Genomic DNA, 22,213 nt, shown 5'->3' with positions numbered 1-22,213 from the left:
CTCAATAGCGCATGAAGCCGGCGGTGCCGGTGATCGGCTGGATCAGCATGCTCATCACGCGGCTCCAGCGCACCACACCGTTGGCGTCGACATAGACCACGTCCTTGGGCTGCATCTCGAACCCTTCGGCCACGGCCAGCGCCACCGGCGATGTGCCGTCGAGGTGATACACCAGCGGCGAGCCGTCCTCGCGCTTGCGGATCACGTAGATCTGCCCGGCATTGGCGGTGCCGGGATTCACGCCACCGGCATCGCCGAGCGCTTCGTTCAGCGACATACGGCCATCGCGCATGATCAGCGACACCGGCTTGACCACTTCGCCGGTGACGAAGACCTTGCTGCCTTCGCGCTGCTCCACGCGCACGATGTCGCCATTGCGCAGCAGGATGCGCGATGGATCGATGCCCTTGCGCAGCAGCGCCGGCATATCGACGTACCAGGTCTGTTCGCCGCGTGTCACGCGGATGCGGCTGTTATCGCCGGTCAGGTTCAGCACGCCGCCCGCGCGGTTCAACGCTTCCACCAGCGTCATCGCCGCATCGTCGATCGGCAGCGCGCCCGGCGTCTTCACTTCGCCATCCACATACACGCGCTGGCTGCGGAAGCCCAGCACCCGCACGGTCATCTGCGGATCGCGCACCACGCGCGAGATCACGCGCGACATCTCGGTGCGCAGTTCATTGGTGGTCTTGCCGGCGACATGCATCACGCCCGCATATGGAAACTGAATATCGCCGCTGGGGCTCACCACGTAGCCGGGCATGTTCGATCCGCCGCTGGTGACGGGGATTTCCATCGCGGTGGCCACGCTGTAGGTCTGCGTAGGAAACACCAGCTCGGGGTGATCCCACACCACCACCGAGATGATGTCGCCGGGGCCGACGCGGTACGGCTGCGGCGTTCCAAACAATTGTTCGACGCCGACATTGGTAGGTTTGGCGTTCTTGCGCAATTCCTCGTTGAGCTTCAGCGTGATCGGCAGTATTTCCGGTGGTTTTTCGGTATCGCCGCCCGACGCCTGCATGGCGGCGTCGGAAATACGCATGCCCGGCGCGGCGGCGCACGCCGACAGCAGCAGTGCGGCGCACAGTGAAACCAGGGTGGATCGACGTTGCCCGTCGACGAGGATGGCGAAACGACCTGATGACATCGCATTTCTCCCTACGCTGATGCGAAAGGCACGCGTCAAGCAAAGCGCGGCGGTGCCTACCGATGTAGCGAGAGTAGAAGTGCCGCAACGTGTCTTCGGTACGCTTCACCACATTGGCGCAGAGCGCATGTGCGCGATGCACGCTGCTATCGATGGCGATGTCTTGCCAGCGTGGTTTGTGGCGCAGCGTACGGATTTCGCGGGACCAGCGGGCTAGCCTGCCGTCATCAACCGGCGTGCGCGGAGGTTCCATGCGGCTTTTACATGTCATCAATTCGATCGATCCCGTGGGTGGCGGCCCGATCGAAGGTCTGCGGCAGTTGGGCGTCTATTTATCAGAGCGCGGCGTGCAGGCGCAGATCTGCTGCAGCGATGCGCCCGATGCGCCCTACGTGACAAACAGCGGGCTCGATGTCATTGCGCTGGGGCCCGCGCGGCTGCGCTACGGTTTCAACATGCGCCTGCTGCACTGGCTCAGCGATCACGCGCAAGAGTACGAAGTGATCATCGTGCATGGCATCTGGCAGTTCCACAGCCTGGCCACCTGGCTGGCATTGCGGCGCCGGCGCATTCCATATTTCGTGTTCACACACGGCATGCTCGATCCGTGGTTCAAGCACCGCTACCCGCTCAAACACCTGAAGAAATCGCTCTACTGGGCGGTTGGCGACTACTGGGTATTGCGCGATGCACGCGCGGTCCTGTTCACCGCCGAGGAAGAACGCCTGCGCGCGCGCGAGTCGTTCGGCCTGTACCAGTGCCGCGAACAGGTCACGACGTTTGGCACGTCGCCGCCACCGGCGGACCGCTTTGCGATGCGCGCGGCTTTCACGCACGCATTTCCGGAGACAGCGGGGCGCCGCAACCTGCTGTTCCTCGGCCGGATCCACGAAAAGAAGGGCTGCGATCTGCTGGTGCAAGCATTCGCCAGCGTGGCGGCCACGGATCGCTCGCTGCACCTGATCATGGCCGGTCCCTGCGACATGCCGATGCGGCACCAGCTGGAGGCGATTGCGCATCGCGCCGGCGTCGCCGATCGGATCACTTGGACCGGCATGCTGCAGGGCGATCTGAAATGGGGTGCGTTCGAAACCGCCGAAGCCTTCTGCCTGCCCTCGCACCAGGAAAACTTTGGGGTTGCGGTGGCCGAATCGCTCGGCTGTGGCGTGCCGGTGCTGATTTCGAACAAGGTCAATATCTGGCGCGAAATCGAAGCCGACGGCGCGGGGATGATCTGCGACGACACCGCCGCGGACACCGAGCGCGTGCTGCGCCAGTGGATCGCCACGACGCCCGCCGAACGCAGCCGCATGCGCCAGCGCGCACTGGACTGCTTTGAATCGCGCTTTCAGAGCAGTCGCTTCGCCGATCAGTTGCTCGATATCGTGAACGCCCCGGTGGCGGTGGGATAAGCAGAGGCAGGTTCGCCCCGCGCGCAGTTGGCCGGGGCGATTCGAGACAAGCCGCGCCGCCGCTGGTGCAAGGCAGCTTGCGGCACGGCCGTGCCGGGCCGCAAGCTGCTTCAGGATTCGGTTACCACATCTGCCAGAAGCGATGGCGGTGTTGCGGCGACGACAGGGCGGGGCGCCGATAGTCCCTGGCCGCGCAGTTGCAGCGCGGTTTCCAGCACCTGCCCGCAGATGGTTTCGTTGCCGACGCCGTTGGCGCGCACGCGCCGCATACCGGCCAGGCGGATCGACTCGCGCTGGGCGCCGTCGGCCAGCAACGTGCGGCACCAGTGCGCGCATTCGTCGGCGTTACCCCAGAACACCGCCTCGCGGCCGTCCTCGAACATCGCCATGTGTTCATGCGTGCGTTGCGCGCAGAGCAGGCCGCCGGCGTAGGGAATCTCCATGGTGCGCGTGGTGTGCAGGTCGCGATTGCCCGACGACAACAGGCCGATGCAGATCTTGCTGCCCTGGATCGCCGCCACGTATTCGCGTCCGCTCAAATTGCCGCCGCGATAGTATGGCCGCAGCATGGGCCAGAACGGCGACAGTCCCCAGCGCGCGCCCCACACCGATACCGGAATGCCGCGGTTGATCAGGTCGACGATAAAGCGGTCGCGTTGCTCGTTGCGCATCCAGGTGCCGATGAAGGCCACTTCGGAGCGGAATTCCGGCGCAATGTCGGCAGGATCGGCAAACGGCGCGTGCATGACCTCGTCGTAGCTGCGGTCCACGCGCAGGATCTGCGAGGCGCCCAGCGCGCGGAATTCGTCGATATTCTCGTCGCGCACCACCACGCATACGTCATAGGCGGAAATCGCGTTGCGCAACGAGGCAAAGCGCTGGCCGTCGCGCGGGCCGGTGGGATCGTCGTGGTTGTAGAGCACCGTCGATGCGCCGGTGCTCTTGAGCAGGCGAATGCAGTCGATGCCCAGCAGTTCGCCGCTATCGACCCACACGATGTCGGGCGGGTCGCCCAGCGACGCGCAAATGCGCGCCACCCAGTCGTGCATGGTCCACTGCAGGGCGCGGTAGCCGGTGCGGAAATGCGCAGCACCAAGCCAGCGGTTGCTCAGTTGCCGATCCACCGCCAGAACGGGGTCGGCGATGGTGACCGTGTGTCCAAGACGGCGCAGCGCCTGCGCGCGGCACAGTGCGGTGCCTCCTTGCAGCGTCCAGCCGAGATACAGGATTCTGGCCATGGTTCAAGCAGCTCCCTTGCCGATTGCGCGCAGCATCGCGCGCGAGACCCAATAGACAATGGCGTACACAAACGCCCCCTCGATCCATCCACGCACGATGAACTGCGTCAGGCCCGACAGCGATTCCACGCCGGTGGCGGCGCTGGTCAGGTAGAACACCCAGGTGAAATAGCGTGTGACCGCCAGCGGACTGAACACCGGCAGCCACTGCGGCGCGCCGCCATGGCGCGACGGCAGCGTGTGGCGCGTGGTCTGCGCATCGGCGAGGGCAAAGGTGACGATCGCCAGCATCGCCAGCACGCCGGGGTAGAGCCAGTCGAACAACGAGTAGCCGCTGCCGAAGATCGATCCGGTGCGGAAGCCGCCCAGCGCATCGGTGTCGCCCGTCACGGTGAACAGCATCAGGTCGCCCATCGACGACGTGGTGACCATGTTCTTGTCCACCGCCAAGCCCAGCGTTTCCAGCAGCGGTGCGGGAATCGCGCTCAGCACGCGCTGCCATTCGAGGCTGCGCAGTTCGGCACGCGCCGAGGCGTCTTGCCGCAAGGCCAGGTCGAGCGTAGCGTCGGCAAATTTCCAGTTGGCAAGGCGCGCGAGGAAAACGTTATCGAGATAGCGCTCGTCCCATGTGGCGTGATCGTCGTTGACGTCGGCCAGACGGCGCTCGCGGATCGCGTTCTGGTCCTGCATGGTCTCGATCGTGGCGCTGATCAACTGGCTGGCCGGTACGTCATTGCGCTGCGCGCGGGCGATTACCATGCTGGTGGCCAGATCCGAGACCGGCCCCTGCAGCAGCGCCAGCGCCAGCCCGATCAGCACCAGCCGACGCGGCCGGAACAATCGCATCGGCAGCGTGCGGGTGATAAAGCCATAAGCCATGATCAGGCATACCGAAATCGTGCCGATCAACACCAGCGCGCGGCTGTTGCTGCCGATCGACACCACGGCAAGCACCACCGTGTACATGGTCAGGATGAACTTCCAGCGCGCGGACAGCGGCATGTAGGTATGCACACCGATCAGCGGGCGCACGATCATGCAGAACGGCAGGTACGCCAGCGGATACATCGCCTGCATCAGCCGGTTCAGTGCGCCGCCGCTGCCTTCCGTGATCGCGCCAACCACGAACACCTGGTACACCATCGCGCCCAGGCCCATGCTGCCCATCATGATCAACTGCACGTTGCCCGGCGAGCGAAAGAAGCCAAGCGGACGGTACACGTGATTGACGATCACCAGCCGCGCCTGCATGGCGGCGCTGCTCTTGCGGTACAGCTTGTGCGCGCCCAGCAGCGCCAGCATGCAGATCAGCGCATGGGCGAAGTCCAGTACCGGATGCAGCAGGTTATAGGTCAGCGGCTTCCATTCCATCAGCGTTGCCACGGGCGGCAACAGAAAATACGACGTGGCGTAGCCAAGCAGCATCGACGACGAAATCGGATAGGCGCGCAAGCGCGCGGGCCGTGCCATCAGATGCACGGCAAGGCTGCCGCCGGCGATGGCCATCAGCGCGGCGGCCACGTTGGCGGCATTCAGCCAGATCAGCGCCTGCACCACCACCACTGCGATCCAGCCAAGCAGCAGCACGGTCCGCCAGCGCTGGAAGCGCAGCGGCCGCGGTGCGGCGATGCTCTGCAACGTGATGGTGGACATGACGGCCTCCTGAAGGCGGATGAAACGCAGCCTACCGGGGATCACCGCATGCGGATGTGGGCTAGCACACTTTGCGCGCCAGCGGCCGCCAGCGTTGGGTGCCGAACAGTCGCGCGACGGTGTGCCGCGCATGATCCGTGACGTACGGCGTGGCACGCGGCGTGACAATTGGCGCGGCCATCGGCGCTGCAATTCGGCCATCCATGGCGGCAAGGTTTGGCCGCGGCGTCGGCCGTCGACGGAGAGCAAGACCGTGAAGATCGTGGTGTTCGGCCATCCGGCCTATTTTGGCAGTCCCAGCATGAACGGCTTTGTCACGATGGTGGCCGACGGCATGCGCGCGCGGGGGCACGATGTGGAGCTGTGGCGGCCCGAAGGGTTGGTGCGACGCCTGGGCATCGGCCCGCGCTCGCGCAAGTGGCTCGGCTATATCGATCAGTTCGTGCTGTTCCCGCTGTCCGCGACGATGCGGCTGCGCCATATGCAGGGGCCGCCGCTGGTGGTGCTGGGCGATCACGCGCTGGGCATGTGGATGTCGTTCCTGTGGCGCTGGCCGCATGTCATCCATAGCCACGATTTCAACCCGCAGCGCGAACTGGCCGGCGATTTCCCGAGCCGTCGACTCAAGTGGACCGGCCGCCTGTATCAGTCGCTGATCCGGCGCGGCTTTGGGCGCGGCAATGCGTTCATCGCCGTGTCGCAAGCGACCGCGCGCGATCTTGCGCGCTTTCATCCGGGCCCGCCGCCGCGCTGCGATGTGGTCTACAACGGTCTGAACTATCCGTTCGCCCCGATGGCCGCGCAGCAGGCGCTGGCGACGCTGCGCAGGTATGTCTCCGAACCCGTCGCGCCGGGCATGCTGCTGCATATCGGCGGCAACCAGTGGTACAAGAACCGCCTTGGCGTGTTGGCGCTCTACCTGGCGTACTGCCGCATCACCGCGCAGCCGCGTGTGCTGTGGATGCTCGGGCCGGTGCAGCCGGAACCGGCCATGCAGCAACTGGCCGCGCAAGCGGCGCTGGCGGGCGGCGAGGTGCGCTGGCTTGTCGGCTTGCCTACCGAAGCGGTGCACGCGGCCTACGCGCTGGCGGCGGTGTTCCTGTTCCCGAGTCTCGAGGAAGGGTTCGGCTGGCCGATCATCGAGGCGATGGCGTGCGGCACGCCGGTGCTGACCACCGACCGCGCGCCGATGAACGAGATCGGCGGCGATGTGGCCACGCTGATCGAACGCATGCCCGAAAGCGGAGAGCACGATCGTCAGAACTGGGCCGCGCGCCATGCGCCGGTGCTGGGCGACATAGCGGCGTGGTCGCCATCGATACGTGCGCGCCACGCGCAGCGGGCGATCGCGCATGCGGCCGGCTTTTCCGCCGACAGCGCACTGAATGCCTATGAAAAGATCTATCGGGACGTGCTTCAGGCACACGCGCGCGCTTAGCCGCTCTCACGCGCTACGGGCTTGGTCCTGGATCGACGCGCGCGACACGGTCGTCGTTCCGCGCTATGTGCGCTGCCGCACAAAACACGCGATTGAAACTCCCTACCATCTGCAAGTCCCAGCAGACCGGTAGTTTTTTCAAACGGTCGATCCAGCCAGACAGCATGGCCGCGACGCTGTTTTTCCGATGCCCAACGGAGTTCATCATGATGACGTACACGGCGCAGGATCAGATCAATCGCAAGGCGTGGCGAAGCGGCGGAGCGCGGCGCCTGTTCGGCGCGCTGACCGGCTTCACAGACCCTGGCGAAGCGGGCGCGCTGGCCAGTGTGGCCGACGAGGTGCGCGGCGAGGCGTTGCTCGATGTCGGCGTGGGCGGTGGACGTACGGTCCCGCTGCTGCGGCAGCTCAGCGACAACTACACGGCGGTCGATTACACCGCCGAACTGGTCGACGTCTGCAAGCGCAACTATCCCGATGTGAGGGTGCTGCATGCCGATGCGCGCGACCTGTCGATGTTTGACGATGAGAGCTTCTCGCTCGTGATGTTCAGCTGGAACGGTATCGACGCGGTGGATCCGGTGGGCCGCCAGGCGATCCTGCACGAATTCACGCGCGTGCTGCGCCCGGGCGGGCTGCTGCTGTTTTCCACGCACAACATGCTTGGCCCGGGCTATCGCGAGAACCTGCTCAATATGCTGAACTGGCCCAACGATGCGCGCAATGCGCTGGACTTCGGCCTGAAGACGGCGCGCGTGATTGCGCGGCTGCCGAGCGGCGCGTTCAACTTCGTGCGCCATTCGCGGCTCAATCGCCAGTACGATGGTTTTGGCCTGCGCGTCTGCGCGGCGCACCGCTTTGGCATCGTGATCTACTACACGGAACTGGAAGCGCAGAAGCGCGCGCTGGCCGACTACGGGCTTCACACCGAGCATGTCTTCGGCAATCTCAGCGAGCACGAACTGAATGCCGGCGACGATCTTCGCCGCGTGTTCTGGTTCCACTTCGTGGCGCGCAAGCCGCGCACGACGTGAGCCACGTGTGATCTCTCGCGACGCGCCCTAGCGGCGCGCCTCCACTGCGCGAACGTCGTCCTTCGGCTTGGGCGCGCGTTGCGCGGCGGGGCACATTTCCAGCAGCGTCTGCTCGAATCTTGCCAGCACGGCATCGCGCTCCAGATGCTGACGCGCCCAGGCCAGACCCGCTGCGCCCAGCACGGCGCGCCGCTCGGGTGCGTCCGCCAGCGCGGCGATGGCGCATGCGAAGGCGTCCTCGTCGCCGGGCGGCACCACCAGGCCGCAACGTCCGACTGCCTCGGCCAGCGCCGATCCAGCAGCCGCGGTGGCGACCACCGCGCGCGCGCTGGCCAGCATGCCGGTCAGCTTCGACGGCATGACCAGATCGGTGACATCGGCACGTTGCGGCAGCAGATGGATGTCCGCCGCCGCCATCAGGGCTGGAAAACGCTCGTTGCTCTGCAACGGCAGAAAGCGCACGCGCTCCATCCCGGCGCAGGCCGCCTGCAGCGCGGCGCGACCGCCGCCGTCGCCGCAGAACACGAAATGGATGTCGGCGCGATCACGCAGGCGCGCGGCCGCTGCCGACAGGTGTTCCAGCCCCTGCTTGGCGCCCATGTTGCCCGAGTACAGCGCCAGCACCGCATCATCGGGCACACCAAGCTCTTTGCGCATGGCGCGCACCGCTGCGGGATCGGTCCGATGCAGCACGGTCCAGTTTGGCAGCAACGCCGCGCGTGCGGGCGGCACCCCTTTGGCGATGGCTAGCGCCACCATGTTGTTCGAAATCGACGACACGCAGTCCTGGCGCTGCAGCAGCCAGCGCTCGCATCGCATGGCCACGCGCCGCAACCATGGGCGCTTGAGCAGGCCGAGCGCGAAGGCCGCGTCGACTTCGTAATCCTGCACGTGCAGCCACGTCTTGCTGCCGGCCAGCCGGCCCATCAGCGTGGCGGCCGGCGCGCACATCAGCGGCGGCTCCACCGTGAACACGACGTCGGGACGCCAGAACCACTGGCGCGCCAGCAGCGGCAGCGTCGACACGGCAAAGCTGGCCAGATGCAGCAGCCGACGCAGGCCCGACTGCCGTGCGGGAATCCAGACCGGCGCGCGCCAGATGTCGACACCGCGCAGGGTTTCGCGCCGGTATTGCCATGCGCGATAGCCGTCGCCGATGCGCCACGCTGGATAGTACGGCGGCGCGGCGATCACGCGCACCGCGTGGCCGCGCGCGGCCAGCCATTCGGCCTGCTCGGTGGTGTACTTGCCGATGCCGGTCAGCTCCGGCGCGTAGTTGAGGCTGACCATCAGGATCTTCATCGTTGCTCGCCAGCGTTGCGCACGGGGCGCTTATGTCGTGACCAGGGGATCGTGCGCACGCAGCAGGCCATCGGCCACGGCGCGGTGATAGGTGTCGCGCAAGCCGTCGCGCAGTGCAATGCGCGCGTGCCAGCCGGTGGCGCCGATGGCGCCGCTGTCCAGGCGCTTGCGCGGCGTGCCGTCGGGACGCGACGGATCGAAGCCGATCGTGCCATTGAAGCCGGTGGCCTGCGCTACCAGCGCGGCCAGCGCGGCGATGCTGACTTCGTCGTCGCTGCCGACGTTCAGAAAACCATGGCGCGCCGCCTGGCGATACTCGGCCTCGGGCAGCGACATCATGTGCAGGCATGCGTTGGCCAGATCGTCGACATGCAGGAATTCGCGCAGCGGCCGCCCGGTGCCCCATACCGCGACATGCGATGCGCCGCGCGATGCGGCGTCGTGGAACCTGCGCAACAGGCCCGGTATCACATGGCTGTTTTCGGGATGATAGTTGTCGCCGGGCCCGTAGAGATTGGTCGGCATGGCGCAACGGTAGTCGGTGCCGAATTGCCGATTGTAGCTGTCGCACAGCAGGATGCCCGCGATCTTGGCCAGCGCGTAGGGCGCGTTGGTCGGCTCCAGCGCGCCGGTCATCAGCGCGTCCTCGCGGATCGGCTGCGTGGCCAGACGAGGATAGATGCAGCTCGATCCCAGAAACAGTAGTTTGCGCACGCCGTGCTGCCACGCCGCGTGAATCACGTTGGTGGCAATCGCCAGGTTCTGGTAGATGAATTCGGCGGGATAGGTGTCGTTGGCGTGGATGCCGCCCACGCGCGCGGCGGCCAGATACACCTGATCGATGCGCTCGCCGGCAAAGAACGCCTGCACCTGCTGCTGGTTGGTCAGGTCGAGTTCGGCGTGGGTTCGCGTCACGATATCGGCGCGGCCTTGCGCGTGCAGCGCGCGCGTGATGGCGGAGCCGACCATGCCGCGGTGGCCGGCGACGAAGATGCGGGGCCGGGACTCAGTCATGGTGATCGTAGGCGCGAAAACCGGCCAGGCGCACCAGCGCGTCGCGCCGCGCGGCGGCGTAGTCGGATTCGATCATCTCGCGCACCAGTGCTTCGAACCCGGTTTGCGGCGACCAGCCCAGCTTGTCGCGTGCGCGGCTGGCATCGCCGAGCAGCGTTTCCACCTCGGTCGGCCGGAAATAGCGTGGATCGACGCGCACGATCACATCGCCGACCTGGCATGCGGGACGCTGCCGCTGCGCGTTGGCATCGATCGCACTGACCACGCCAACCTCTTCGGTGCCGTGGCCTTCGAACGTGACCGTGATGCCCAGATGCTGCGCGGCCAGTTCGACAAATTCGCGCACGCTGTGCTGCTGGCCGCTGGCGATCACGAAATCCTCGGGCTGCGCCTGCTGCAGCATCAGCCACTGCATCTGCACGTAGTCGCGCGCGTGGCCCCAATCGCGCAGCGCCGAAAGATTGCCCAGGTACAGCGTGTCCTGCAGGCCCAGCGCGATGCGCGCGATGGCCCGCGTGATCTTGCGCGTGACAAAGGTCTCGCCGCGCACCGGGCTCTCGTGATTGAACAGGATGCCGTTGCAAGCGTACATGTCATAGGCTTCGCGATAGTTCACCGTGATCCAGTACGCATAGAGCTTGGCGGCCGCATACGGGCTGCGCGGATAGAACGGTGTGGTTTCCTTCTGCGGGATTTCCTGCACCAGGCCGTACAGCTCTGACGTGGAGGCCTGGTAGAAGCGCGCGGTGCGTTCCAGACCGAGGATGCGCAGCGCTTCGAGCAGGCGCAGCGTACCGAGCGCATCGGTGTTGGCGGTGTACTCGGGCTCTTCGAACGACACCTGCACGTGGCTTTGCGCGGCCAGGTTGTAAACCTCGTCGGGCTGCGACTGCTGGACCACGCGCATCAGGCTGGCCGTATCGGTCATGTCGCCATGGTGCAGGAAGAGCCGGCGATCCGGCGCCTGCGGGTCCTGATAGAGATGATCGATACGCTCGGTGTTGAACTGCGAACTGCGGCGCTTGATGCCGTGCACTTCGTAGCCCTTGGCAAGCAGCAACTCGCACAGATAGGCGCCGTCTTGTCCGGTGATGCCGGTGATCAGGGCGCGCTTCGGGCGCTGCGCCGGCGCGAGCGCCGGTTCGCCGATTCCTGCAAGAGGCTGGAGGTCGTTGGCTCCCATATCTTCCTGTGCTCCTGGCTGATGACCGCAAACGGTGTCCGCCGGGCCGCGGCATGCCCGTGAGGCGACTGTAGCGGCGCGCATTCGACGGCACTGTTGGCTAGCCCACAGAGATGCACACGGTCAGTCAAAGTGCGGACGCAGAAATGGGTACGCTGCCGGTGGAAGTCGGCACGACTCCATCACGCTCCGGCACGCTCGCGTGTCTTCAGACGGGTTCAGGCTGGTTCAGGATGGTTTATGCCGCGTCGGGTGCGCAGGCATCGGGCGGGGGAAGCGGTGCGGCGAGACAAGCGGCCGCGCGGTGCAGAACCATCGACAGGGAAGAGATGCCGGAGAACCGGCGGGTACGAGGATGTACCCGCCAGAACGGCGCAGGTGTGTTGCGCCGATCGTCGATCGGTCAGAGCGTGACCGACGGGCCGGGCGCGGCAGGAAAGCGCGAATCGTCGCGTCGTGGGGGCTGGATCCGTGCGGCGTGCTCGTCGCCGCTGACCCATTCCAGCGTGGCGCCACGTTGCAGCGCCGCGTAGACGGCCTCGCCCTTGTTGCGGACCTTGAGTCGCTGATACAGCGTGCAGGCGTGGCTCTTGACCGTGGCCACCGAGATATTGAGCATGCGGCTGACAGTCTTGATCGGATAGCCGCGCGCCAGCAGCACCAGCACTTCGTACTGGCGCGGCGTGATCTTGAGCATTTCCGCTTCGTCGTAGCTCGGTTCTTCTTCGGTCAGCGCCCGCGATGTGGCGGTGGTCGAAGACGATGCGATCGGTTGGCCCGGGCGCAGGCTGGTCAGATCGCGCACGGCCACCGCCGCACGCAGCGCGCTGGCGCAGGCCACGGGGGACACGCCGTCCTGGGGCAGGCTCGACGACAGCGGCAGCGGCGCCGCCGAGGCAAGCGACGTCGCCGCCGGCATGGCCGAACGCGAGGCAACCGGCGTCGGCACGGCGTCGCCGGCAAACATCAATCCCTGCACGCTGGAAATGGCCAGACGAATGGCCGCCTCGATCACGGCCAAGGACGCGGACTTGGGCAGGCAGCCGCAAATGCCGCGCGCGGCATCGGGGGTCGGCACATGCAGGGGCAGCGTATCGGCCAATACCAGGATGCGATGCGGAGCCAGGCGGTCCCGCGCCTGTTCCAGTTGTTCCCAGCCGGAGGCCTGGTCGGCCGGCATGCCGAATACCAGCAGTTCGGCGTTGCGGTGTGGTGACTCCAGGCGGTGAATATCGGCCGACGAAATTGCCAGCGCGTGTCCAAATTCCTGGATGGTTTCGAGCATCTGCAAAAGCCCGAGCCGGAGCAGCGGGTGCTCCTCGATCAGCAAGGCGTTCATTCTTCTTGACTCCCCGTTTCGGTGGGTGAGAGAGCGGGACGCTTTGCGTGTGGGAATGCGCGGCGGCAATGCGGGCATCGGTGCGCCGATGCCGCGAAAGCAGCTGGAAACCCATGCTCCCGTGTCGATCGATTCCAGTTGTTAGTCTGGATTTCTCCGCGCGACCGGAAGGATGACCCGTACCCGTACCCGAAAGAAAATCTCGCTCCAAAATCGAACTTAAAACCATCTTATGGGCTGGTCCGTTCGAATGCAAGCCGTCGGGTCGGGGGGGATTGCCCGGTCTAATACCATTCATCGCATAATCCGCCCCCGGGCTCGTGCATTTGGCGGGATAAGTATGCACAAGGCCATGCGGCATGAGGCGGCGGGGCAGTTTCACGCGTGAAACAGGGAGCTCCAAAACTGTTTCACGCATGCAACCATTTGGAAAGAAAATGACTGCTTGAATATCAAAAGCTCACCCGCTTGGGGGGTGTGGCATTAACGAAAATCGTGCGTGGTGGCGCAATATTGAAACGGCTCGGAAGTATTTCCAAAGTCAATATTCACGAGTGGGTGTTTTGCGAGGCACCGCTTGGACTAGTGCAAAAGAATGAGAGCCGATTCGTGCATCGGCAGGACGGACAAACGCCTTGTAACGCGCCGGCCGCATGGTTTGCCACCACCATCCGCCTTGCCTTGCGCCTGTGCTTGCCATCCCGATCCGGTCGCTTGCGCGCGGCGGTCATCGATGGTCATACATGGCTGCGGGCCGCTTCCCATGCCCGTGGTTGCGGCCCGCTCGCGCCATTGCTCGTGACGTCAGGTCAGCTTGCCGCATGGCGTGCTAATAGCGGGGCCGTCATGCGGAGCGTGCGCTGACTTTCTATGTTGCCGCGGTCAGCGGCCCCAGTAGCCGGGACGCTGATACCAGCCATGCGGCCCATGCACCCAGCGGCCCGGCACGTAGTGGTGACCGGGGCGCGCGGACTGGTAGTAGCCGCTGCGCCAGGCGTACTTGTCATGGGCGCGGTCATAGTGCCCCGGCACCCAGACCTGCCCCGGCCGTGGCGCGGGGCGTGCCTCGTGGCGCGGCGGGGGCGGCGGGTTGTCGTAGTAACCGTGGGCCTGCGCAGGCGACAGCAGTCCGAATACTCCGCCCGTGGCCAGCACGGCAGCGGCAAGCAAGAGTTGGCGTTTCATGTTTTTTCTCCTTCAGTCCGGGGCGGCCGGAAATTTCAGTCGATCGTCAGGCGCGCGGCGGTACTCAATAACGGTCGTGGTAGTAGTGGTAGTGCGGCCCCCGCGGCGGCACCACGATGCACGCCGAGAGCAGGGCGCTGGTGGTGGCAAGCAGGATGGCCAGGGTGATTGCGCGTTTCATGAGGGACTCCATTTCCGGTTCGCGTTGAACACGGCTTCACTCTAGCGGCGCACCCTGTGCTGGAACGGTTGCACTTGTAAGGCTGTTTCACATGGCCGCCGCGCGCGCAGGGCTGTCCGACGTCGCCCGCGCTTGCCCGCCAGGCGTTGTGTGACAAGGGTTAGCGGCAATGTGACGTGAACGTCTGGGAGATCGCTGACAGGTCAGTCGCAGGTAATCTGGCGTTACATCGGAAATGAGTCATGCAAAGATTCTGCGATGGCGGAACCGGCTTCCGGATGCTTCGTGGGGTTTCCTGCGTGTTGTCGGCGCGCCGCGCGGGCCGTACGCGGGAACGCAGAAACGGGTACGCTTCAGCCTTGTCGGGCCGCCGTCGCCTTCCCCGATACAGTGCGCAACCAGGGGTCGGCTGGGCCACGGAGGCGCCGGCGCGCCCCACGATGCGTCAACTTGCAACGCTTTTGCGGCCGGTTTCGTGGCACGAAGCTTGCGCCTGTCTGTTTGCCGTATTCCCGAGGGAGGACGTCATGCCGGTCATGCTCATCGTGCTGGTTCTGCAGGCGATCGAAGGGCTGAGCCCGCTAAGCGTGCCGCATTTCGCACGCGTGCGATTCGACGATGGCGGCGCCGACGCCGTCGCGGCGGTCCTGGAGCGCACGCAGTCGCCCTAGCGCCATCGCGTCATTGCCTGCATGGCCGTCCTCTCCGGTATTCCTTGACGATAAACGGAGAGACTGACAATGAATCGCAGTGACGTGACGGACCTCATCATCGAGGCCAAGGTAAAGCGCGGAATATCTTGGGCGCAGGTGGCCGAGCGCGTCGGCAAGAGCAAGGAATGGACGACCGCCGCGTGCCTGGGGCAGATGACTTTCGATGCGGCCGGCGCGCGCGCCGTCATGGAGATCTTCGATCTGCCGGCGGAGGCCGAGCCCTGGCTGCGCACCGTGCCCTACAAAGGCTCCCTGCCGACGCAAGTACCCACTGACCCGCTGATCTACCGCTTCTACGAACTGGTCAGCGTGTATGGCACCACATTCAAGGCACTGATCCACGAGGAGTTTGGCGACGGCATCATGAGCGCCATCGACTTCCGCATGGACCTGCAACGCGAGGCCGATCCGAACGGCGATCGCGTGCGTATCGAGATGTCCGGCAAGTTCTTGCCCTACAAGACGTACTGAGCGCGCGGCCGCGGCCGGACCGACCCCGCGTCGGCGCCGCGCCGCAGGCCGTGCGGTGGTGCGTCCCGATGCACTGGGGCGCCAGCGGAGCCAGCCAGACCGGCGGGCTCCGCTGGACATCCGGCCGCTGCCGGCGCGGACCGGCAATTCAGCGGAAGCGATTCAGCCGAAGCAATTCAGCCGAAAAATTCCTGGTAATAGCGCGTGCATGTGCCGGTCTGCCGGAACGTGTAGGGCAGTTCGGCCATGGCGGCCGCGTCCAGCGAGCCAAAGGGGATGTCGAGATCGGCTTCGGGTTGTTCGATCACGTCGTCGGTGCGGGAGATATGTTGCGGATTCACGGTAACGCTCACTCAATCGAAGGCGGGCCGGTTGGCGCCGCGTGGCATGGGGATCGATATCTGACGGGTTTGCCGCCATGCAGCAATCCTACGCAAGCGCGCCCCCGGGATCAGCGGGCCAATGTCGAAAAGACTGTTTCAGAACCCGGATCAATCGTCCGTGCCTATCGGATCCATAGCGGCGCGGGCGTAGCCGCGGGTGCGCGGACCTGCATCTGACATGTGAAGTGCGCTGCGCTGCGTTTGGCGCGCGCAACGGGCGGGAAAACTCTCGCCGCCGGCGTGGTCCCTCGCGTCTATAGTTGCTGTGGAACTGCGCCGAAGCGGTTCTTCACTTCTTCTGCCGCGCCAATCCCAGTCACCTCACGCGGGAGCTTGCCATGAGCCTGCCGCCCTGCTTTGCCGACCGCCGCGAGGCGGGTCAATACCTTGGTCGCCGGCTGGCCGAACTGGGCTTCGCACGTGCCGCGGGCGGCGAGCCTGCATTGGTGCTGGCCCTGCCGCGCGGCGGCGTGCCCGTGGCCAGCGAAGTGGCGCGAGTCATTGGCGGCACGCTCGATATCCTGCTGGTCCGCAAGATCGGCGCGCCGGGATATCCGGAGCTCGCGCTAGGCGCCGTGGTGGAAGGCGATGCCAGCGGGCGCGATCCGCACACCGTGGTCAACGACGATCCGTGGGCGCGCCGCGCGATGGAATCGGGTGCGTTCGATGCCGAGCGCGGGCGCCAGCTCGGCGAGATCTGCCGTCGCCAGCAGCACTACCGTCAGGGGCGTCCCGTGGCGGCGATGGCTGGCCGCCGCGTGATCGTGGTGGACGATGGCGTGGCCACCGGCGCCACCATGCGCGTAGCGCTCGACGCGGTGCGCATGGCCGGAGCCGCACAGGTGGTGGCGGCCGTGCCGGTGGGATCGCCCGACGGGCTGGCGACGTTGCGCGATGCAGCCGACCAGGTGGTGTGCCTGAATACGCCGGCCAACTTTGGCGCGGTAGGGTCGTTCTATCTCGATTTCACGCAGACGTCCGATGACGAGGCGATGGCGCTGCTGCGCGAGGCGGGCTGCGCGTCGACACGGCCGCGTTTTGCCGCATGGCAGCGCGACGACGCGCCGTTCAGGAACGGTCCGGCCGTGCGCTGAGCGACACGCCTCAAAGTCCTCAGCGGCTGTCCTGTTGCGCCTTGAAGCGCGCCTTCAGGTGCGGCACGAGGCCGCCTGCACGCAGCAGCACGCGCAGAAAATCGGGTATCGGCTCGCAGGCGATCTGCACGCCGTCGGCAAGCCGCACGCGCGCGGCATCGAGATCGACCTTGGCGCGTGCACCGTCGGAGAGCGCGTCAGTCTGTCGACATACCAGGACAGGCAGGCCGATATTGATCGCGTTGCGATAGAACAGGCCCGCGAACGACGGCGCCAGCACCGCCACGATGCCGAGATGCCGCAGCGCTTGCGCCGCCTGTTCGCGCGACGATCCCATGCCGAAGTTGCTGCCGGCGACCACGATATCGCCGGCGCGCACCGCGCCCGGAAATTCGGGCCGCAGATTTTCCAGACAATGCCGGGCCAGCGCATCGAGGCCGCCCTTCATGTACCTGCCAGGCGCCATCGCGTCGGTATCGACGTCGTCGCCAAAACGCCAGATGCGGCCGCAGGGCAGGTGGGAGAAATCGGGCGCCGGCGTCATGCGAGCAGCGTGCGCGGATCGGTAATGCGGCCCGTCACGGCCGTGGCGGCGACGGTCATCGGCGATGCCAGCCAGACCGCGCTGCCGGCGTCTCCCATGCGGCCCTCAAAATTGCGCGCAGTCGATGCAATCGCGCGGCTGCCGGCCGCAAAGCGGCTCGCGCCGTAACCGGCGCAGGCATTGCAGGCGTTGGGCAGCAAGGTTGCGCCCGCGTCGGTCAGTGCGGCCAGCGTGCCTTCGCGCGCGGCTTGCTGCTGGTCCCGCAGCGATGCCGGCGCCACGCGCAGCGCAACGCCCGGCGCCACCTTGCGTCCGCGCAGCACGCGCGCGGCCATGCGCAGGTCTTCCAGCTTGGCGCCCGTGCACGCGCCCAGATAGGCGATGTCGATGTCCTGTCCCGCCGCCTGGTCCACCGGCGCGCTGTTTGCCGGCGAGTGCGGCGCGGCCACGTGCGGCGCCAGCGTGTCGGCGTCGAAGCGATGCATGGCCAGCAGCGGCGCGTCGGCGTCGGTGCGCCATTGACGCGGGTCGATGGCCGCCAGCGTGTCCGCATCGACACCGGCGCCGGCCAGCCACGACATCGTCGTCGCATCGGGTGCGATCAGTCCGGTTTGCGCGCCAAGTTCGGTACACATGTTGGTGAGCGTCATACGCTCCTGCATCGGCAGCGCCGTAATGGCCGGGCCGGTGAATTCGATCGCTTCGTAGCGTCCGCCGGCCAGTCCCAGCGTCGCGCACAGGAACAGCATGATGTCTTTGGCGCAGACCCCGTCGCCGAGCGCGCCTTGCCAGTCGATCCGGATGGTCTGCGGCACGCGCAGCCAGATCTCGCCGGTTGCCAGCACGCCGGCCATCTCGGTGGCGCCGATGCCGAACATGTACGCGCCAAACGCGCCGCCCGTGGGGCTGTGGCTGTCGCCGCCGACGATGAAGCGGCCCGGCAGCACATGCCCGCGTTCGGGCAGCACGACATGGCAGATGCCTTCGTTGTCGATCACGTTCGGCAAGCGCGTCTCGCGCACCCAATCCCGTGTGAAACGGACGATCGCCTCGGCGTCTGGATCGGATGCCGGGACAAAGTGGTCGGTCACCACCACGAAACGCGCGGGATCCCACACGCTGGCGCCCAGATCGCGCAACAACGGCGCGACGCGGCGCGGCCCGCTGGAATCGTGCGACATCGCCAGATCGACCTTGCACATCACGATGCTGCCCGGCGCGACGTGCGGCACGCCGGCGGCGCGCGCGACGAGCTTCTGCGCGAGCGTGGCGGGCAACGGGAGTGGGTCGACGGCAAGGCCGCTGGCGCGCGTCATTCCGGCTGGGCTCCCGAATACTTCACCACCGTGGCCCAGCGCTTGACGTCCTGCTTGACGAAGGTGGCGAACGCTTCCGGCGGCATGGCGCTCGGTTGCGCACCATCGTTTTCCAGGCGCTTGCGCACGCTGGGCGTCTCCAGCCCGTGCCGCGCGGCCTGATACAGCGTCTGGGTGATGTCGGCGGGCAGGTTGGCGGGTCCGAACAGGCCGAACCACGCGTTAGATTCGAAGCCCTTCACCGTCGCGCCAATCGGCTGCGCGCCGGGAAACTGCGGCAGCGGGGTGGGACTGGTCACGCCCAGCACCTTGAGCTTGCCGGCCTTGACGTGCTGCGCCACGTTCAGCGTGCTGGCGAACATCAGGTCGACCTGGCCGGCCAGCAGGTCGGTGATGGCCGGCGTGGTGCCCTTGTACGGAATGTTGACGATGTAGGTGCCCGTCATCATCTTGAACATGTCGCCCGCCAGATGCACCGACGAGCCGACCGACCCGATGCCGAAATTGAGCTTGCCCGGCTCCGACTTGGCCAGGCGGATCAGTTCGGGAATATTGTTGGCCGGCAGCTTTGGCGTGGCCACCAGCACGCTCGGCACCGTAGCCACCAGCGTGATCGGCGTGAAGTCCTGGATCGGATCGAACGGCAGCTTCTTGTACAGCGAGGCGTTGATGGTATGGCTGGTGAAGCTCATCAGCAGCGTGGTGCCGTCCGGCGCGCTCTTGGCCACCATGTCGGCGGCAATATTGCCGCCCGCGCCGGGCCGGTTCTCGACCACCACCGGTTGATCGAGCGTCTGCGAGATTTCCTGCGCGATGGTGCGCGCCAGCGTGTCGGTGGTACCGCCCGCGGGTGCGCCAACCAGGATGCGGATCGGCTTGCCGCCTGCAATGGCGGCCTGCGCGGCCGGCACGATCAGCAGCGACGCCGCCGTCAGCAGCGTCGCGCCAAACAGGCGGCGGCCGAGTGCGGTGCGCGAGCGAATGGATTTTCGGGCGGATGCATGGGTGCCCGGGCAAACGACTGGCATGTCTGAGGCTCCTCGACGTGTGATCAGGAGTGCGCAGTATGCGCCCGGAAGGGCCGGTCCGGAAATGTCCGGGCGAATGCCCGGTGCGGCGGCATGGATGTCTTTGCAGGATGCTTGCGCGCGCCCGCGGTGACCCGCACCAGGAACGATGCGGACGATGCCGACGGTGCGCGTGCCAGTTGCGCCGTGAGCCGCGTTCTCAGTCGCGCAGGCCGGTGCGGGTTTCGTTTTCCACCCAGACATTGGCGCTGTCACCACCGCCCATCGGCGACAGTTCCATACGGTATTCGTAGCGATCCGGACGATACTGGCCCATCAGCAACTGCACCGGGCGTCCGGCCTTGTCGAGCACCACGCGGCGGACGGCAAGCAGCGCGCCTCCCACCGGCACATCGAGCAGCGGCGCGACTACGACGTCGGCAAGGCGCGCCGTCAGTGTCTGCGAGGCGCGGCCCAGCTCCACGCCGGACGATTCCAGCAGCCGCAGCATCGGCGTGGCTTCCAGATCCTTGCGCGCCAGCGGGCGGCCGAGATCGGCGGGCAAGTACGCGGTGATGTGCGACAGCGGGCGATTCTTGTAGTGGCGCACCCGCACGATCTTGATCACCGGATCGCCCACCTGGATCTTCAGCGCTTCGGCGACTTCGGGCGTGGCGTGGACTTCGTCGATGGAAATGACCTTGACCGCGGTCTTCTCGCCCATGTCGATGATGGTGCCGAGCAGGCTGGTGGCGCGTTCCTCGCTGCCCTGCGGCTTGACCGGATGCGGATTCACGAAGGTGCCCAGGCCGCGATGCCGGCGCACGAGGCCTTCCTGCACCAGACGATCGAACACGCGCCGCATCGTCACGCGCGAGGCGTGGAACTGCTTGGCAAGGTCGATTTCGCCGGGCAGCGGTCCCTGGCCGAAGCGGCCTTCGACGATCTGCTGGCGCAGGACCACGTAAATCTGGTGATACAGGGGAACGACGGCTTCACTCATGGTTTCCCTTGCGGATGCTGACAAGTCTTGAATGCTACTAATGTACTTTAAATCAGACATAGCGCCTAGCGTGAAACACGCAAGCGGGGCCGGCTACGCGGTTGGGGCATGAATTTGTTGCGGTCAGGCGTCGACTGTGCCGAAGTTGAGCAGGAATCGGGTCCGAATCGTCTGGATTGCCCGTGCGCGCTAGGGAATCGCCGGTCGCACGCCGGCCGATCGTCGACGCGCACGCTGCGACATCTGACCGGGTTTGGTGCTTGCCCCCTCAGTGCGCGGCGCGGGCCGCGACGCACCCCGGCCTGTCCTTGTTTCATGCCCGTTACGCCGCGCCGCCTTGCGGGCTGCACTGGGGGTGTGTGCTAACTCCTTGAATGCATACCGGATTTTTGGCGCCATGAGACGCATGTTCGACAAGCGTCCCAAATCGCTGTCACAGCGCTGTGACATGTCTACTGCCAAGCACAGCTCGATGCTGCAGAGCGGCAGCAAAATCGGCCGGAAAGTTCCCGCGTAACACCCCTGCAGCCGTTGTATTTCAACGGATTACGTGCACCGGCGTCGTGCGCTGGCACTGAATATGCGCCAGGGTGGTCCGGTCTGGCACCTCGCTGGACCTGATCCTCCAGCGGATGTTCTCGAGAGCACCTGCCGGAGGCTGAGCCGTAGCACAAACTTCCTGGGAGCTTCGTATGAAAAAGACTTTACTCGCGTCGGCGGTAGGCATTGCCCTCGGCTTCGCCGGTCAGGCAATGGCGAATCCGACCAACACGAATGAGGGTAACGGCAACAATACCAACACAGCGACTGCAACGTCGACACAAGGGTCTGGCGCTTCGGCCAATGAAAATTCGAAGGCCTACCAGGACAACAGCACCGCGACTTCCACGCGGACCAGCACCTTCACATCCAACCGGACGTCGACCCGGACGTCCACGAGGACCACCACGGACACCAACTCGCGCAATACCACCGACCAGGACATGAGCGGCTATGGCAATGCTTCGGCGGCCAATGGCAGCACGGCCACCGCGGCGTTCAGTAACTCGTTCAACAGCAGCAAGGCGCTGGCGATCAGCAAGCTGAGCGGCACGGTATCGGGCAACGCGATCCATAACATCGGCAACTACGCCACCAACAACGGCAACGCCAATGGCGCGGCCGGCGGCCGTGGCGGCACGGGTTATGGCGGCACCGGCCAGGGCGGATCGGGCGGCAATGGCGGCAATGGCGGCAACAGCGGCAATGGCGGATCGGGCGGCTCGGGTGGCTCGGCGACCAATGGCAGCGCTACCTCCGGCTCGGCCTATAACGATGGCGCCCAAGCCGGCAATGGTGGCCGCGGCGGCAACGCTTCCGGCTACAGCGGCGATGGCGGCGATGCTCGCGGCTCCGGCGGCAGCGCGCTGTCGGCAAGCCTGGGCGCTGGCGGTCGCGGCGGCTCGTCGCTTGGCGCAGGTGGCAGCGCTGGCTCGTCGGGACGCGGCGGTTCGGGCGGCGACGGCGGCTGGGCACGCGGCAGCGGCGGTTCGGGCCTGGGCGCTGGCCTGGGC

At 66.1% G+C, this 22,213-nt stretch carries 19 protein-coding genes and 1 pseudogene; 7 read left to right on the top strand and 13 right to left on the bottom strand.

Features of this window, described 5'->3' with window-relative positions:
• Window position 1: 1 nt before the first annotated feature.
• On the bottom strand, window positions 2-1,150 hold the full coding sequence (locus tag F7R19_RS20210; protein WP_084003921.1) for a polysaccharide biosynthesis/export family protein: 1,149 nt from the start codon (window positions 1,148-1,150) through the stop codon (window positions 2-4).
• A gap of 251 nt (window positions 1,151-1,401) precedes the next feature.
• Between F7R19_RS20210 and F7R19_RS20205 the strand changes: the two genes are divergently transcribed.
• Window positions 1,402-2,562, top strand: coding sequence for a glycosyltransferase (locus F7R19_RS20205; protein ID WP_150981782.1), 1,161 nt, complete (start codon window positions 1,402-1,404; stop codon window positions 2,560-2,562).
• Between the two features lie 110 nt (window positions 2,563-2,672).
• On the opposite strand, the gene F7R19_RS20200 is transcribed toward F7R19_RS20205, so the two are convergent.
• Together F7R19_RS20200 and F7R19_RS20195 are read right to left on the bottom strand one after the other, a co-directional pair.
• Window positions 2,673-3,800 (bottom strand): CgeB family protein, encoded by a 1,128-nt coding sequence (locus F7R19_RS20200; protein ID WP_150981781.1) that lies wholly within the window; start codon window positions 3,798-3,800, stop codon window positions 2,673-2,675.
• 3 nt (window positions 3,801-3,803) lie between these two features.
• Window positions 3,804-5,453 (bottom strand): hypothetical protein, encoded by a 1,650-nt coding sequence (locus F7R19_RS20195; RefSeq protein ID WP_150981780.1) that lies wholly within the window; start codon window positions 5,451-5,453, stop codon window positions 3,804-3,806.
• Window positions 5,454-5,706: 253 nt separating this feature from the next.
• On the opposite strand from F7R19_RS20195, the gene F7R19_RS20190 reads away from it, so the two are divergent.
• Together F7R19_RS20190 and F7R19_RS20185 are read left to right on the top strand one after the other, a co-directional pair.
• Window positions 5,707-6,891: a glycosyltransferase gene (locus F7R19_RS20190; protein ID WP_150981779.1), complete on the top strand. Its 1,185-nt coding sequence runs from the start codon at window positions 5,707-5,709 to the stop codon at window positions 6,889-6,891.
• 206 nt (window positions 6,892-7,097) lie between these two features.
• Complete coding sequence (locus F7R19_RS20185) at window positions 7,098-7,925, top strand: class I SAM-dependent methyltransferase (RefSeq protein ID WP_150981778.1); 828 nt, start codon at window positions 7,098-7,100, stop codon at window positions 7,923-7,925.
• Window positions 7,926-7,952: 27 nt separating this feature from the next.
• On the opposite strand, the gene F7R19_RS20180 is transcribed toward F7R19_RS20185, so the two are convergent.
• From F7R19_RS20180 to F7R19_RS20160, 5 genes are all read right to left on the bottom strand, one after another.
• Window positions 7,953-9,227 carry a WcaI family glycosyltransferase gene (locus tag F7R19_RS20180; protein ID WP_150981777.1) on the bottom strand — a complete coding sequence of 425 codons (1,275 nt, stop codon included), beginning with the start codon at window positions 9,225-9,227 and terminating at the stop codon, window positions 7,953-7,955.
• A 30-nt stretch (window positions 9,228-9,257) separates the two neighbouring features.
• Entirely contained in the window at window positions 9,258-10,241 is a 984-nt protein-coding gene (locus F7R19_RS20175; protein WP_150981776.1) for a GDP-L-fucose synthase family protein, read from the bottom strand.
• Window positions 10,234-11,424 carry a GDP-mannose 4,6-dehydratase gene (gene gmd / locus F7R19_RS20170; protein WP_150981775.1) on the bottom strand — a complete coding sequence of 397 codons (1,191 nt, stop codon included), beginning with the start codon at window positions 11,422-11,424 and terminating at the stop codon, window positions 10,234-10,236. Before gmd ends, F7R19_RS20175 begins: the two co-directional genes overlap by 8 nt.
• Window positions 11,425-11,827: 403 nt before the next feature.
• Window positions 11,828-12,763: a helix-turn-helix transcriptional regulator gene (locus F7R19_RS20165; RefSeq protein ID WP_150981774.1), complete on the bottom strand. Its 936-nt coding sequence runs from the start codon at window positions 12,761-12,763 to the stop codon at window positions 11,828-11,830.
• A gap of 882 nt (window positions 12,764-13,645) precedes the next feature.
• Window positions 13,646-13,948, bottom strand: a complete 303-nt coding sequence (locus tag F7R19_RS20160; RefSeq protein WP_061955575.1) for a YXWGXW repeat-containing protein — start codon at window positions 13,946-13,948, stop codon at window positions 13,646-13,648.
• A 708-nt stretch (window positions 13,949-14,656) separates the two neighbouring features.
• Between F7R19_RS20160 and F7R19_RS29830 the strand changes: the two genes are divergently transcribed.
• Together F7R19_RS29830 and cynS are read left to right on the top strand one after the other, a co-directional pair.
• Window positions 14,657-14,800: a hypothetical protein gene (locus tag F7R19_RS29830; protein ID WP_157779484.1), complete on the top strand. Its 144-nt coding sequence runs from the start codon at window positions 14,657-14,659 to the stop codon at window positions 14,798-14,800.
• 69 nt (window positions 14,801-14,869) lie between these two features.
• The gene (gene cynS / locus F7R19_RS20155; RefSeq protein WP_061955573.1) at window positions 14,870-15,313 is read left to right on the top strand and encodes a cyanase; all 444 of its coding nucleotides are present in this window, start codon (window positions 14,870-14,872) and stop codon (window positions 15,311-15,313) included.
• A gap of 176 nt (window positions 15,314-15,489) precedes the next feature.
• Here the strand turns inward: cynS and F7R19_RS29825 are convergent, their stop codons facing one another.
• The gene (locus F7R19_RS29825; RefSeq protein WP_167585438.1) at window positions 15,490-15,654 is read right to left on the bottom strand and encodes a hypothetical protein; all 165 of its coding nucleotides are present in this window, start codon (window positions 15,652-15,654) and stop codon (window positions 15,490-15,492) included.
• A gap of 380 nt (window positions 15,655-16,034) precedes the next feature.
• Between F7R19_RS29825 and F7R19_RS20150 the strand changes: the two genes are divergently transcribed.
• Entirely contained in the window at window positions 16,035-16,790 is a 756-nt protein-coding gene (locus tag F7R19_RS20150) for a phosphoribosyltransferase (RefSeq protein ID WP_150981773.1), read from the top strand.
• A 19-nt stretch (window positions 16,791-16,809) separates the two neighbouring features.
• Here F7R19_RS20150 and F7R19_RS20145 read toward each other — a convergent pair whose 3' ends face one another.
• The 4 genes from F7R19_RS20145 to F7R19_RS20130 all read right to left on the bottom strand — a co-directional run bounded on the left by F7R19_RS20145 (window position 16,810) and on the right by F7R19_RS20130 (window position 20,660).
• Window positions 16,810-17,334, bottom strand: coding sequence for a LeuD/DmdB family oxidoreductase small subunit (locus F7R19_RS20145; protein WP_061955568.1), 525 nt, complete (start codon window positions 17,332-17,334; stop codon window positions 16,810-16,812).
• The gene (locus tag F7R19_RS20140) at window positions 17,331-18,650 is read right to left on the bottom strand and encodes a 3-isopropylmalate dehydratase large subunit (protein ID WP_150981772.1); all 1,320 of its coding nucleotides are present in this window, start codon (window positions 18,648-18,650) and stop codon (window positions 17,331-17,333) included. The genes F7R19_RS20145 and F7R19_RS20140 overlap by 4 nt, the downstream gene beginning before the upstream one ends.
• The gene (locus F7R19_RS20135; protein WP_150981771.1) at window positions 18,647-19,678 is read right to left on the bottom strand and encodes a tripartite tricarboxylate transporter substrate binding protein; all 1,032 of its coding nucleotides are present in this window, start codon (window positions 19,676-19,678) and stop codon (window positions 18,647-18,649) included. The genes F7R19_RS20140 and F7R19_RS20135 overlap by 4 nt, the downstream gene beginning before the upstream one ends.
• A 199-nt stretch (window positions 19,679-19,877) precedes the next feature.
• A complete protein-coding gene (locus F7R19_RS20130) occupies window positions 19,878-20,660 on the bottom strand; it encodes a GntR family transcriptional regulator (RefSeq protein WP_061955562.1) in 783 nt (260 codons plus the stop codon).
• Between the two features lie 692 nt (window positions 20,661-21,352).
• On the opposite strand from F7R19_RS20130, the pseudogene F7R19_RS20125 reads away from it, so the two are divergent.
• A pseudogene (locus F7R19_RS20125) lies at window positions 21,353-22,213 on the top strand (hypothetical protein); the annotation flags it as partial.

The sequence above is a fragment of the Cupriavidus pauculus genome, from assembly GCF_008801835.1.
Classification (GTDB): Bacteria; Pseudomonadota; Gammaproteobacteria; order Burkholderiales; family Burkholderiaceae; genus Cupriavidus; species Cupriavidus pauculus.
The sequence above is the reverse complement of the archived record's forward strand: the minus strand, read 5'-3'. Positions and strand labels throughout refer to the sequence as shown.